9 protein-coding genes are annotated in these 14,069 nt (G+C 37.0%); 3 read left to right on the top strand and 6 right to left on the bottom strand.

Annotation, left to right across the window (positions count from 1 at the left end; genetic code table 11):
* Positions 1-391: 391 nt before the first annotated feature.
* The 3 genes from DOK81_RS09765 to DOK81_RS09755 form a co-directional block, all read right to left on the bottom strand.
* Positions 392-1,807: a glycoside-pentoside-hexuronide (GPH):cation symporter gene (locus DOK81_RS09765; protein ID WP_206910387.1), complete on the bottom strand. Its 1,416-nt coding sequence runs from the start codon at positions 1,805-1,807 to the stop codon at positions 392-394.
* Between the two features lie 188 nt (positions 1,808-1,995).
* Complete coding sequence (locus DOK81_RS09760; RefSeq protein WP_067481657.1) at positions 1,996-2,337, bottom strand: YlbF family regulator; 342 nt, start codon at positions 2,335-2,337, stop codon at positions 1,996-1,998.
* Between the two features lie 65 nt (positions 2,338-2,402).
* Positions 2,403-4,574, bottom strand: a complete 2,172-nt coding sequence (locus tag DOK81_RS09755; RefSeq protein ID WP_206910385.1) for a PBP1A family penicillin-binding protein — start codon at positions 4,572-4,574, stop codon at positions 2,403-2,405.
* A 196-nt stretch (positions 4,575-4,770) separates the two neighbouring features.
* Between DOK81_RS09755 and DOK81_RS09750 the strand changes: the two genes are divergently transcribed.
* A complete protein-coding gene (locus DOK81_RS09750; RefSeq protein ID WP_206910383.1) occupies positions 4,771-5,625 on the top strand; it encodes an RluA family pseudouridine synthase in 855 nt (284 codons plus the stop codon).
* A 108-nt stretch (positions 5,626-5,733) separates the two neighbouring features.
* On the opposite strand, the gene DOK81_RS09745 is transcribed toward DOK81_RS09750, so the two are convergent.
* From DOK81_RS09745 to DOK81_RS09735, 3 genes are read right to left on the bottom strand one after another with little or no spacing between them, the layout of a single operon-like run.
* Positions 5,734-6,597, bottom strand: coding sequence for an ROK family protein (locus DOK81_RS09745; RefSeq protein WP_206910381.1), 864 nt, complete (start codon positions 6,595-6,597; stop codon positions 5,734-5,736).
* Positions 6,598-9,282, bottom strand: a complete 2,685-nt coding sequence (locus tag DOK81_RS09740; RefSeq protein WP_206910379.1) for an alpha-mannosidase — start codon at positions 9,280-9,282, stop codon at positions 6,598-6,600.
* Positions 9,283-9,292: 10 nt separating this feature from the next.
* The gene (locus tag DOK81_RS09735) at positions 9,293-10,582 is read right to left on the bottom strand and encodes a glycoside hydrolase family 125 protein (RefSeq protein WP_206910377.1); all 1,290 of its coding nucleotides are present in this window, start codon (positions 10,580-10,582) and stop codon (positions 9,293-9,295) included.
* 151 nt (positions 10,583-10,733) lie between these two features.
* Between DOK81_RS09735 and DOK81_RS09730 the strand changes: the two genes are divergently transcribed.
* Together DOK81_RS09730 and DOK81_RS09725 are read left to right on the top strand one after the other, a co-directional pair.
* Positions 10,734-11,801, top strand: a complete 1,068-nt coding sequence (locus DOK81_RS09730; protein WP_206910375.1) for a LacI family DNA-binding transcriptional regulator — start codon at positions 10,734-10,736, stop codon at positions 11,799-11,801.
* Positions 11,782-13,923, top strand: a complete 2,142-nt coding sequence (locus DOK81_RS09725; protein ID WP_206910373.1) for a GH92 family glycosyl hydrolase — start codon at positions 11,782-11,784, stop codon at positions 13,921-13,923. The genes DOK81_RS09730 and DOK81_RS09725 overlap by 20 nt, the downstream gene beginning before the upstream one ends.
* The last annotated feature ends 146 nt before the right edge of the window (positions 13,924-14,069 follow it).

Below are 14,069 nucleotides of genomic sequence, written 5' to 3'. Positions count from 1 at the left end.
GTTCAGTTTTCAAAGGTCTACTTGAATTGCCGTAGCAACTTTTATATCATATCAGAGCGACGTTTGAATGTCAACTCTTTTTTGAAAAAGTTTTTTTGATTCCGTTTAAGAAATCTTTCAGCAACTCATTTATCATATCGTATTGTTTGTTATTTGTCAAGAACTTTTTTTGAAGTTTTTCTTGATGAAATCAAGCTTCTTAAGAGGTTCTTTTTAAACGACTTAGTTATCTTATCATGTGATAACTCACACGTCAATAACTTTTTGAAATTATTTTTTTAACTTTCAGTTGCTTTTTAACAACTCATTTACATTATCATTAAAAAAAAGAATGGTCAAGCAAAATTTTACATTTTGCTTGACCTAATTTTAATTTCTATCTCTTCATAACTTAACGATTGATTTGTTTTAATTCTTCACCCATTTTAATCGTTTCTTTCTTATTAAGTGGATAACCAAAGAATAAAATCACCGCAGATACTAACAAACAAACTGCTGGCAATAAATTAGCAACCGTATAAATACGCTCTTGCACTAAAACTGATTGAATTGTCCCACCTACTGAAGATGACTGATAACCAATCATTGTTAACATAAACCCACCAATCGCTCCTGCACATGCTTGTCCCAGTTTTCTAGCAAAAGAATTAACACCGTAAACTGTTCCGTCTTCTCGTAATCCTGTTGTATATTGATGATAATCAATTACATCTGTAATAAAGGCCCAAACCATCAAATTGAATAAGCCCGATCCCAATGTCGCAATAAATAGAAGGAACAAATAAACCCATGCATTAGTAATATGTAGAAAATACATTAATAAATACATGACAGAGGAGAATATCAGAGCGACGACACTCGCCTCTTTCTTACCAAACCACCTTGTCAACGCTGTTGCAAAAGGAGCCAACACAATAACTGTTCCATACGTAAATAACAAGGCAATCGACATTGCTTCTTTATTATGGAAGTAATCATTAAAGAGATAGGTCATATTTGTCCCTGCTAAAATCTGGTTGATCACAATAAAAATGTCCACGATAACTAGCACTACTAGCGCACGATTTGAAACTAATCCTTTGACCAATTTAGTTGCTTGAATCTCTTCTTTTTTTTCTACTCTTACTCGTTCTGTAGATAGTTTACACGTTAATGTATACGCTATGAACGCTATCGATGCACAACCAATAGCAATCCAGAAAAATCGCTCGCTTGAGACAACTTGTTGACCACTTTTATTTTGCGTATACATTAATATTGGAATAAAGAAACCTGTCGTTGATCCTCCGATCGCTGATCCAATACTTCTGAAAGTCGACAATGAGGACCGATCATCTGGATTCGAGCTGATTGCTGCCGCCATTGCTCCGTAAGGGATATTAATTGTTGAAAGAAAAATACCATAGACAATGTATGAAACAAAAATATAAATCGTTCTGGCGGTCATTGGTAAATGCTGAATAATAGGCAAAAACATTAGAATCGTTATGGTACAAAATGGATACTTCATTCGGCGAATCCATGGGATGAATCGCCCAACCTTTGTTAGCTTTGAAACATCACACAGACGTCCAACAAAAACATCCGCAAATGCATCTAAAATTCTCGAAACTAGAAAAAGCGTACCTACTATTACTCCAGAAACTCCAAGGACATTTGTGTAATAAATCATCAAAAAGCTATTAACCAATCCCAAAATAAAACAATTTCCTAAATCACCAAACATGTAGCCCATTTTGTCCTTTAAGCCAAATACGTTTGTTGTCTTACTGATTTTCTCCTCTGAAACTGCTTGTTGAAAAAGCATTTTGATCACTCCTTTTCCCTTTTGGTAAACGTTTTCAAAATTATAACCCCCATTTTTTTATTTTTATATTCACAATGTTGTTATTTTCTTGCATTATCTTGGTTGATAAAAACTAAGAGAAAGAATCATTTGATTACAAAAAAAAGAGCAAGGCTGCAATTAGCCCTGCTCTTTTTTATTTACTGTGTTTATTCGCTATATAAGTCACGTACTGGCGTCATAATGATTCGATTCAAATCATTGATGATTGTACTAAAACCTTGTTCTTTTTCCATTAAATCATTGATAACTGACTCGGATTGAATTTTCATAGCCATTTCTTGTGCTTTCATTGCATCCTCATCAGAGAATTCTTCACCACGCATTTGTTTTTCTTGTAATTCAATTTGCATTGCTTGGAAGTTTTTGAATAGTTCATGTGCCTCTTTATTCTCTTTTACTTTACCGTATGCTTCTTGTAAAGCTTTAAATTCAGGAAGTTCACGAATTTCGCGTTCGATTTGATTCGCACTATCATAGATATTTGACATAATATTGCCTCTTTTCTTTCAGTAGTTGAGTTTATTGTAACATGCAGCTATCCGTTTTCAAAGAACTACTCACTTTGATATTTCCGCCACAAATCTTTGGCTGCATCACCAATTCCTTGTACACCATCTTTCACAAAGTCGCCAAAGTTCTTCAATCCTTCTTTTGCTTTCTCACCATATTGATCTAAGCTTTCTTTCCATTTTGCAGAATCATCCTCTGCTCCTGATGGATTATTCACTTGATCTGCTGGAACGACCTCTCCACCTGTTGCATACGCATCTGCAACACTAAAACTTGTATTTGAAGTATATGGAAGAATTCCCTCTGCAGCAGACTTGAAGACTCGGCCCACAACATTCCCACTCGTTCCTTCTAAATAATGCAGTTCGCTAGACTCTTCGTAACCCATCCAAGTTGAAATAACTACGTCTGGCGTATAACCAACAATCCACTGATCATTTGCTTTCGTGGCATCAAAATTCGTTTCTGTAGTACCAGTTTTACCAGCAACCGTATAACCGGCTGGATTGGCAGCAACTGCAGTTCCATTAGAAAATGTGCCAAGTAGCATACTTGTCATTTGTTCTGCTGTTTCTTTTGAAATCACTTGTTTAGGTTTTTTGTCCGTATTATCTACAATAACTGCACCTGTAGAATCAACGATTTTTGTAATCAAGTGCGGCGAATACATCTGACCATCATTTGCAAAAGCACTATAAGCTCCAGCCATCGTCAACGGTGATACGCCTTTTTCCAAGCCTCCTAATGCTAAACCATAATATTTATCAGATTTCGATAAACTCAAACCGAATTCTTCTGCTTTATCATAACCTTTTTGAAGACCAATCTCATGAAGTAACCAGACAGCAGGTAAGTTCAAACTTTGAGCTACTGCTTGATACATTGGCACTTCTCCTTGGTACGTACCATCATAATTTTGAGCATCATAATAACTTTGTGGCGTATCTTGTAAGGTGCTAGAGGGTAAGTAGCCAGACTCTAACGCAGCAGAGTACACACTTAACGGCTTGATTGTTGAACCTGGTGACCGCTTCATTTGTGTTGCAAAATTAAATCCTCGGAAGACGTGTTCCCCACGTCGGCCTACCAAGGCTTGCACGCCCCCATTTTTCGGATTTAATGCAACAGAAGCAGACTGGACCATTGCGCCGTCGGAAGCATCTGCCGGAAATAGTTGCCCATTTTGATAAGTTGCCTCTAGCTGTTTTTGATAATTTTGATCTAAAGCAGTGTAAATCTTATACCCCTTGTTCATTACATCTGACTCGTCCAATCCATATGCTTCCACAGCCTCATCAATTACCGCATCAAAATAATAAGGATAGCGATAACCTGATTCCGAATCCGTATATGTGTCATTTAAATAATCCGCAATATTCGTTTGACTCTCTGCATTAGCTTGATCAGCTGTGATTTTTTCGTTTTCTTTCATCACACTCAACACAGTATTTTTTCGGTTATTAGCATTTTCTGGATTATCAATTGGATTATAAATCCCTGGTCCTTTCAGCATACCTGCAATCGTTGCCGCCTCTGACAATGTTACATCACTTGCGTTAACACCAAAATATCTTCTTGCAGCATCTTGAACGCCCCAAACGCCATTACCAAAATAAGCGTTATTCAAATACATAGTTAAAATTTCTTCTTTACTGTATTTCTTTTCTATTTCTATCGCCAGAAATAACTCTTTTGCTTTTCTATCAAAGGTTTGATCTAGTGTTAAATACGCATTTTTCGCCAATTGTTGCGTAATCGTACTACCTCCGCCACCAGCCGTACTCCCTGAAGTTAGCATACGCACCGCTGCTCGAGCAATTCCCTTCACATCGAATCCGTGATGGTTATAAAAATTTCGATCTTCTGTAGAAATAACTGCATCCTGAATATATGGAGAGATTGCATCTAATTCTACGTAGGTTCCTTTTTGAGCGTAAAGAGTGCCTGCTTCTTCATTGTCTTTATCGTAAATAACAGTCGATTGACTTAATCCAGATTTTAAAGTCTCCACATTTGCTTGTTTTGCCAAGATAAATAAATAAACACTCGTTATCAAAATAAAAATCAGTCCCAATAAAAGAATAACTTTATTGATATGATATTTTTTCCAAATTCGCCTTCGCCATTTATGAAATCGGCTTAAATATGGCTTGATCCAGCGCCAAAAGCTAATCAAAGAAGCTTTTATTTTTTCCCAAACGCGTTGAAAATCCATTTGCATGTTCTCCTATCTTTTTATTCACACGGTCAGTTTACCACAACTAACTGCGCCTTTCTTCCTGCTTAAGATGTAAGTTTTGTAGTTAATGACGGTAGTTTAGCATAATAAATAGCAGATTGACTTAATCTTTTTCTTAAATATATTTTAAAAATGGTAAAATAAAGCTGACTTCGACGAAAGGAGCTCCTTTATGGAAATCACAATTACCTTACCTGCTGACCACTCAGTAATCACTATTCAAGAATTATTAGAAAGAGAATGGCTAGTGCCAAGAAAAGTTCGTCATTTTTTGCGTACCCGAAAAAACGTTTGGGTGAATGCTCAACTTGCTCCTTTTCATTCAGAAATTCGCGGAGGCGACACAATTACTTTGCATTTTGAAAAAGACGACTACAGTCATCAAGAAATCATCTTAGGAAACGCCAAAAAAATCCAAGTTCTCTATGAAGATGAACAGCTAGTGATTGTAAATAAGCCAGCTGGTTTGAAAACTCATCCCAATGACGTCAAAGAAACCGGCACTTTGTTAAATGATTTAGCTGCTTATTTAGCCCCCAAAAAACAAAAACCGTATGTCGTGCATCGCTTAGATCAAGAAACAAGTGGCGCTATTTTGTTTGCTAAGAATCCTTTTATTCTGCCTATTTTGAGCCAATTAGTGGAACAAAAGAAAATTTATCGTCGCTATCAAGCTGTCGTCTGGGGCAAGTTAACTAAAGACCTCACTATTACTAAAAAAATGGGACGCGACCGACACAACCGCCGAAAACAAGTCATAGATGAGCGCAATGGAAAAACAGCTGTCACCCACGTAACCATTGCGAAGAATCTACCGACACAAACACAAATCTATTGTGTTTTATCAACTGGAAGGACACATCAAATTCGGGTCCATCTCGAAAGTTTAGGTCATCCAATTGTAGGTGATCCACTTTATCAATCACGACCAGCGAAACGAATGATGCTTCATGCAATTGAACTACATTTGACACATCCATTCACACAAGAAAGAATCCTTGTCAGAGCAGCCCCAGGATTATGGTAGTTCTGGTGCAACTAAAAAAGGATTTCACGAAACATTTCTTATGAACGTTCATGAAATCCTTTTTTAGTTTTTTTGAGGATGTTTTTGTATCATTCTCTTTTTTTTAATTTATTTTTGTCGATACTCTTTTTCTGCTAATAACAAACTACCAATAATTCCACTTTCATTCGGTAACCCCCAACGAACAATATATTCGCTAGCTTCCGGAACTTCCATGTATCCTGCCATTAGTTCGACAAATTGTTGACGAATTTTTTGTAGTAAATGATCTTGATTCATTACACCGCCACCAAGGATAATTTTTTCTGGTGCTAAAGTTAATGTATAGTTGATTAAAGCTTGTGCAATATAAAACGCTTGGATATCCCATACAGGATGGTCTACTGGTAAATCTTGACCTTTGATTCCTGTTCTTGCTTCTAATGAAGGTCCTGCCGCCAACCCTTCCAAACAATCCCCATGGTAAGGACAAGTACCAGCATATGTGTCATCTGGATGACGTTTCACCCAAATATGTCCCATTTCCGGATGAGCAATTCCTGAAAAAATGTCTTGATTCAAGACGACACCTGCACCAATTCCAGTACCAACAGTTAGATAGATACAGCTATCCTTTCCCTGTGCTGCACCTTTCTTTAATTCGCCATAGGCTGCAGCATTAACATCTGTTGTCCACGCAATTGGAATTTGATAACGTGCTTTAACACTCCCTAAAAAGTCAAAATCAGCCCAACCTTTTTTAGGTGTCGCTAAAACGTATCCATAATTATCTTTTGTTTGGTCAATGCCAATCGGGCCAAATGAGCCGATCCCCATAGCAGATAAGTCAAACTTATCAAAAAAAGCAAACACTTGTTGCAACGTTTCTATTGGAGTCGTTGTAGGAATACTTACTTTCTCCATAATTTTATGTTGATCATTGGCCACCGCACAAACAAACTTTGTGCCACCCGCTTCTATTCCGCCGTACATTTACTTTTCCTCCTCGAATCCGATTGTCCGAATTTCATAAGGCATCAATGTCGGCTCAATCGTTTGCTTACTGTCTTTTTCTAAAAGATTCAACAATCTGCTAGTTGTTCCTGTTTTTTGAACAACGATTTCTTCTTCTTTTTCTGACAGATTGAATCCTCTCAGTACTACTTTATCATTAAACTTGCTTCGCTTCAAAGCAGTAATTGCAAACGTTTTAGCTTTTACTTCCAAATAACTATTTTTATTGCTTAATTCACCTTGTTGATTCGTTAACTGTTGCGTCGTAAATGGAACTTGCGCAGCATACGCATGTTGATAAGATTCAAACTTTTCATTTGGTTCATGAATTTCCATACTATATTGGAAGTGTTGTTGTCCTAAACACTGTGCTTCAGGAGTTGGAAAGTATCCCCAGTCCCCTAACTCACCAACACAACGCAATAACGTCAATGCAATTTGTCCTTCATCTAAAATTTCGTATTCATTCAAACCATAGTTTCCAATTGTGACACCATAATTTTTATCATGAAGATTCACAAAAGCGTGTTGATGTTGCGGATTCGTTGGATTCTCCCAGCTTGCAGAAACTTTATTTGGTCGTGTAACGACTTCAAATATACTATCTGCTTCATGGTGTTCCACATGTAACTTCGTTGGAAATAGTGCACGTAATCGATGATCTTTCATTTGATTATCAATTGTTGTTTCAAAGTCGATTTTTCGACTATTTTTTCTTAAAGTAATTTTTGTTTCTATTAATAATGGTTTTAATTCGTGCGCTCGTTTTGCTTTACGGTAACGAAATTCAACTACCATTTGTTGTTCTTTTTCCAAAAGCTCATCGGCAGAAACGGGAATCATCATCGTCTGATTGAGTTGGATTTGAGCAATCTCCGGTGTATCAATCAAGATTTCTACTTGAGAATCCTCTTGTTGGTTCGAAAGAATCGGTACTGTATCAATTGGCTGTTTATAGATATACTCATTTCCGACATCACCCGTATCTTCAAAAACAAGAATATCTTCAAATTGACGAGCCATTTTTTTGTCCATTACTGTTAACGAACCATTCTCTTCAATTTTGATTTTGAGAAATTCATTTTCGATTACTCGTCCTTGGTCGTTGACCATTGAACCAGTAATAGTTGGTGATTCTCCTTCAGCTAACGTAAATGTCTCCCATGAAAAAGCAGCCATTTCTTCAAGTGGAATAGTTACAGTCACTACTTTTTCCATATAAGGTATCCGGAATCGATCTTTTGGTAAGTCATAATCAAAACGAACAGTTGCTTCAGAAACAGTTGCAGGAATGACTTCTCCTTGTGCGTTTTCAACATGATAACTCTTAGCAGGAGCATCTTCCAACTCTTTAAACAACGTTTCTGGTAATCCTTCAGCAAACTTTTTACGTTCCAGTTCGATTTCAATAACTGCTTCACCCGTTTTTGCTGTTCCAGCTGTATTGACTACAACAAAAGGATACGTATCTTCTGGGAATTCACTTGTATCGATAACTTGCGCCAATTGTCTCATTGCTTCTTCTGCCACAAATTTCCCAACTTCATCTGCTTTTTCAAATCGTGTAATCATTTCTCGATGAACAGAGTCCACTGAACAACCACAAATACTATCATGCGGATGATTCTGCATTAATGTTTTCCAAGCATAATCTAATTGATCATGAGGATAACTTCCCGAAAATTCATATGCCATCGTTGCTAATGGCTCAGCAATATTTTCTAATTGTCTTTGAACTTTTGTATTCCATTGTTTTAAATATACGCGTGCAGATGCAGTATTTGCCAAAGTATACCAGCCGTCTGTTTCTTGACTCGTTAATTCGCCTTCCACTGTTCCCAGATCTTCAGGCAAATCATTTGTTACCGCTGCTAAGTAGTCTGTAAAATTAGAATGAATGAATTCATAATCTGGATACAAACGATTGGCTAACGCAATTGCCTTTGATATATCTTTTTGAACAGGCTGATGATCAACACCATTCATCATCAATAAATGTTCGGTTGAAGCATATTGTTCTGCATCAGCCAATTTTTGGTCCCAAAATATTTTAGCTTCTTGTTCTTCAACTGGTATTTCATTTCCATTGCTATACCAATTTGCGAATAATAAGCCGAAAATTTCAGAGCTATCAGGACCTTTCCATTTCATTTCAGAATATTGGGAAGAATAATTTTCTGCTTCAAGCACTTGATTATCAAAGCCAATCGGTTTTACCCCTCGACCGAATGCTGCTGCTTCAATTCCAACTTGTTTCATCATTTGAGGCGTTTGACCCATATTTCCAAATGTGTCTGGGAAGTAGCCAAGCATTACTGGTACACCCCATTTTTGTGTTTCTTCCATCCCAATCAACATATTACGCACGTTGGATTCTGAGCTAATCAAAAAGTCATCTTGCAAAATATAAAATGGTCCAATACGTAGCTTGCCCACATCAATTGCTTGTTGAACTAATGCTCTTTTCTCCGGTCTTACTTGTAAGTAGTCATCTAAAATAATTGTCTGTCCATCTAAGTGAAAGCTATCGAATGCAGGGTCATTCTCAAAAAGTTCTAACAAATCATCCATCAATTCAACTAAACGCATGTGGTGTTGTTCATAGGCCATGTACCATTCTCGATCCCAGTGACTGTGGGAAATAATATATACTTTCTTTTTCATTTAATCACTCCTATTTTTCTACTCGAATATCAAAATAATCCATTACTAATTCACAAAACATCATATTTGCCCAAGAAAACCATTCTCTTGTGTAATTGTTCGGATTATCCACATCAAAACCTTCGTGCATCAAGTTTGTTCCAGCATCTGTTGCTACTAACAAATCTAAAATTCGTTCTTTTTCTTTTCGATCGTTAGTAGTCATGCCTTCCATTGCTAAAGCAATTGGCCAAACATAATTTTCAGGTGTATGAGAAGAGCCAATTCCTTTCGCGTACTTTCCTTCATAAAAGTAAGGATTTTCTGAGCTCAGCAAGGTTTTTCTTGTTTGTAAATACGTTTCATCTTCAGAAGAACAGTAGCCTAGATAAGGTGCAGACATTAGGTTCGGCACATTGCTGTCATCCATTAATGAGGAGTTTCCTTGACCATCTACTTCGTATGCGAAAATAGTTTCTTGTGCTTGATTTTTAGTTTTACCGTATGCTTCAATCCCTTGTTGGATCTCTTCTCGTAACGCAGTAGCTTTTGCTACGATTTGATTATTTGATAACACTGTTTGAAAAATTTCTTCAATATATCCTAAAACAACTACTGCAAACATGTTCGATGGGACTAGATACCCATATCGGCAAGCGTCATCACTTGGGCGAAAACCTGACCAAGTCATTCCTGTAGGGACTACTTTTGCACCTTTCCCATCATTTACAAGCGTGTCTTCCAGACGAGTAGTATCACGTTCGAATTGGTAAGGTGATTTAGTATGATCTTGTTCTGTTTGAAAAACACCTAGAATTTTTTGGATTCCTGAAACAAATGAGTCGTCAAATTGATCTGTTTGTCCCGTATTTTTATATAAAAGATAAGCAAGTTGAACAGGGTAACATAATGAGTCAATTTCATATTTCCTTTCCCAGATCCAATCATTCATTTCGGTATGGTCACTCTGATGTCCTGCCCCGTTCGCTTCTTCATTGAACGCATTTGCATACGGATCAATATTGATATAAAAGAATTGTTTTTTTACCAATCCACTAATCATTGCTGCTAAGTCTTTGTCTTCTTTAGCAATCACTAAGTAAGGACGTACTTGTGCAGTGGAGTCTCTTAACCACATAGCTGGTATATCACCGGTTAACAAGAAAGTTGTTCCATCAGAATGCCGTTTTACTGTGGTTAGCAATGTATTAGCAAAGGCAGTAGAAAAATTTTTTGCCCAATCTTCATGCTCACTTCCACATTTTTGTTCAATTTTCCCCATGAATTTTTCAACTGATTTTGGTATATCTTTATATGGCATATCTCAATATCCTCTTTTCTGTTTGATATATCTTAGTAGATTATACTTCTTGAAATAATTTTTGTCTACGCTTTCATAGTATTTTTTATTGTTTACTTTTATATTATTTATGCTATCATTTATACATGATATATCATTAAGAGGTGTTATTATGGAGCAACCATTATATAAGAAAATATTTATTGATCTACACAATGCAATCCTTGATGGAACATTAGCAATTGATAGCCAAGTCCCTACTGAAAAAGAACTTTCTCAAAAATATCAAGTAAGTCGAATCACTTCCAAACGAGCATTAACAGAATTGGAACAACTTGGTTTGATTTATCGAATTCGTGGAAAAGGTAGCTTTGTCAAAGCAGACAAGCCAGAGGCATCGATTGTCTCTATCCAAAAAACAAAGCGAATTCTATTTTTATTTCCGTTCTTAACTGATTTGTCTGTTGGTGATTTCACTGAAGGATTGAACCCAATCATGCAAGAAAATCAATTTGAAGTATTAATGACTTCCCTTGATTTTCTCCAAACAAAGACGGCGCAAGAAGTGATGGATGAATTCGATGGATTGATTTACTACGCTATTGATACTGAGCAGCACTTGGATTTACTATTTGAACTTTCGCTGAAAGAATTTCCTGTCGTTATCTTGGATAAGAAAATTTATGAACTGCCATTTCCAACCGTTCTTTCTGACAACTTTGCAGGTGGCGCGCTAGCCACAAATCAATTGATTGCTGATGGACATCAGAAAATTGGTTTCCTATTTGGTGAGCCAACTCATCCACAATCTGTGCGTCAACGCTACTTAGGCTATCTTGAAGCTCTTGATAAAGCTAATTTAGCTTTCCATACTGCACTTGATGACCAAAAAGCCACGAATAAAGAGTTATTAAACTATATCCAAGAACACCAGCTTACGGCGTTTGTCTGCGAAAATGATCTTGTTGCCATTCAAACAATGAACCAACTGAAACAAGCTGGATTTTCAGTGCCTGCCGACTTTTCGATTATTGGTTTCGATGATATTCAAGCTGCCTCTTTAGTTGATCCACCTTTGACAACTATCGCCCAAAATTTTAAAGAACTTGGAAAATCAGCTGGAGAAAAGTTGATTCACTGGCTTGAAACCAAAGAAACACCAATCGATACCAAATACCCAGTTACATTAATAACAAGACACTCAACAAAGGAGCTTAACAATGAACATTCAACAAATTGATACTCGTCACGGGACTGCTAACCAGTCCAACTATTCAAACGGGAATTGCCTGCCTTACACAGGCGTTCCGTTTGGAATGAATTATTTTGCCCCACAGACAACCGATCAAAAGGGAAGTTGGTGGTTCCACCCAGAAGACCGTGTCTTTCAAGGTTATCGTTTAACTCATCAACCAAGTCCTTGGATGGGTGATTTCAGTCATTTCCTAATGACACCTGTTAGTGGTACTCTCCCTGAAAACAGTCTTTTTCACGCACAGAGTTCTTATCGACCAGAAGAAAGTACATTTTGTCCTACACATTTATCTATCAATCAACTACGATATGCTATTTCATCCACGTTGATTCCTAGTATGTATGGCGGGATACTTACAATTGACTACCAGAAAAATGATAGCGGTTTACTTTTAACTTTCCCTGAACGATATCAGATAAACATTGTAGATTCGCATACTATTACGGGTTCTTTTATCAACTTTTCTGGGTGTGAAGATCCTGATTTTCGCTTTTATTTTATCCTTTCCTTTGAAAAACCATTAGCTGACACTGAGTTAGTGATTTCAGAAAGTGATTCTTCTATTTTGCTACCGTTTGGTTCAATCAAACAGCAAACGATTCGCTTTGGTACTTCTTTTATTAGTGAAGAACAAGCACAAGTAAATTTATCGAGAGAGTCTGCGCAGTCACCTGATGCATATCTAGAAAAAAATCGTCAAATTTGGCAAGAATATTTCGATAAAATCAAAATCAATCATCATGATAAACAACAAGTAAGTACTTTTTATCACAACTTGTATCGTATATTTCTCTTTCCTCAAACATTCTATGAAGTAACTGATGATGGTGAAAAAATCCACTATGATACATTTAGCAAAACTGTTCGCCCTGGTATTCTCTATACAAATAATGGATTTTGGGATACGTATAAAACAGTTTATCCACTTTATTCGTTGATAGCCACTGAAAAATATGAGGAAATGCTTGAGGGATTTCTTACAAGTTATCGAGAAACTGGCTTTTTGCCAAAATGGCTATCACCTGATGAACGTGGCCTAATGCCCGGAACACTGATTGATGCAGTAATTGCTGATGCTGCAGTCAAAGGAATTCGTACTGACTTGATGCCTGAATTTTTAACGGCAATGAAAAAAAGTGCTACTGTTCAAAGCAAACTGCCTAATTACGGACGTCAAGGAACACTTGATTATTTAACATACGGCTATGTTCCTAGTACCTACCATGAATCAGTCAATCATACGTTAGATTATGCTTATAGTGACTTTTGTATCAGTCAAGTAGCCGCTACACTAGGTGATGAAGAAACTAGTGCTTTTTATCAAAGACAGTCCTTAAACTATCGCAATATTTTTGATCCTGCTGTCGGATTCATGCGTGCAAAAGATACTAATCAAGAATTCAGAGAAAACTTCCTAGCGACTCGCTGGGGCCAAGATTATGCAGAAGGTAGTGCATGGCAAAGCAGCTTTGCCGTCTACCAAGATTTTAATGGATTGATTCGCGAACATGGCGGAGAAGCCGTTTTTCAAGAAAAATTAATCGAACTTTGTAATCAATCCCCCTCCTTTGAAGTTGGTGGATACGGGTTTGAAATCCATGAAATGAGTGAAATGGCTGCTATTGAATTTGGACAACTAGCTATCTCAAATCAGCCTAGCTTCCATTATCCTTATTTATTCAGTTATCTTGGTAAACCAGAGATGGCACAGCCATTAATTAAACAATTACTTACGCAAACATTTAATGACTCATCAACAGGGTATCCCGGCGATGAAGACAATGGTAGCATGTCGGGTTGGTATATCTTTAGTAGCTTAGGCTTTTATCCAGTCACACCTGGTTCAGGAGAATATGTTATCGGTCTGCCATTATTCGATCAAGTTCAACTAAAACTCTCAAGCGGTCAGACACTTACGATTGAAAGTTCGCCAAATCGGCCACAACAACAGTTTGTTCATCAAGTTGATCGTAATGAACAAAACTATTCTAAGTTATTCTTTACACACGAAGACTTACTCACAGGAGGAACGATCCGTTATCATTTAGGTACTGTTCCTCACCCAAAAAAATACACGGCAGACGCTTTACCATTTTCTTTAACCTAGTGACCCTTCGCAATTAACTACGTGCAAAAATAAAATTTGATTTTTTTCATAAAAAAGACTGAACCCAAGCGTAAACACGTTGTGGTTCAGTCTTTTTGATTTTTTTCTTGGTCACTAACATTCCACAATCAGAAATTCCAATCTAT

This window comes from Enterococcus sp. DIV0660C (genome assembly GCF_017316125.1).
In the GTDB taxonomy this organism is placed as follows: domain Bacteria; phylum Bacillota; class Bacilli; order Lactobacillales; family Enterococcaceae; genus Enterococcus_B.
Note: the sequence above shows the minus strand (reverse complement) of the source record. Positions and strands in the feature narration are given on the sequence as shown.

Bases quoted from the DNA above. Each gene is read 5' to 3' on its own strand.
- DOK81_RS09765 (WP_206910387.1), bottom strand. From the start codon at position 1,807: ATGCTTTTTCAACAAGCAGTTTCAGAGGAGAAAATCAGTAAGACAACA.
- DOK81_RS09760 (WP_067481657.1), bottom strand. From the start codon at position 2,337: ATGTCAAATATCTATGATAGTGCGAATCAAATCGAACGCGAAATTCGT.
- DOK81_RS09755 (WP_206910385.1), bottom strand. From the start codon at position 4,574: ATGGATTTTCAACGCGTTTGGGAAAAAATAAAAGCTTCTTTGATTAGC.
- DOK81_RS09750 (WP_206910383.1), top strand. From the start codon at position 4,771: ATGGAAATCACAATTACCTTACCTGCTGACCACTCAGTAATCACTATT.
- DOK81_RS09745 (WP_206910381.1), bottom strand. From the start codon at position 6,597: ATGTACGGCGGAATAGAAGCGGGTGGCACAAAGTTTGTTTGTGCGGTG.
- DOK81_RS09740 (WP_206910379.1), bottom strand. From the start codon at position 9,282: ATGAAAAAGAAAGTATATATTATTTCCCACAGTCACTGGGATCGAGAA.
- DOK81_RS09735 (WP_206910377.1), bottom strand. From the start codon at position 10,582: ATGCCATATAAAGATATACCAAAATCAGTTGAAAAATTCATGGGGAAA.
- DOK81_RS09730 (WP_206910375.1), top strand. From the start codon at position 10,734: ATGGAGCAACCATTATATAAGAAAATATTTATTGATCTACACAATGCA.
- DOK81_RS09725 (WP_206910373.1), top strand. From the start codon at position 11,782: ATGAACATTCAACAAATTGATACTCGTCACGGGACTGCTAACCAGTCC.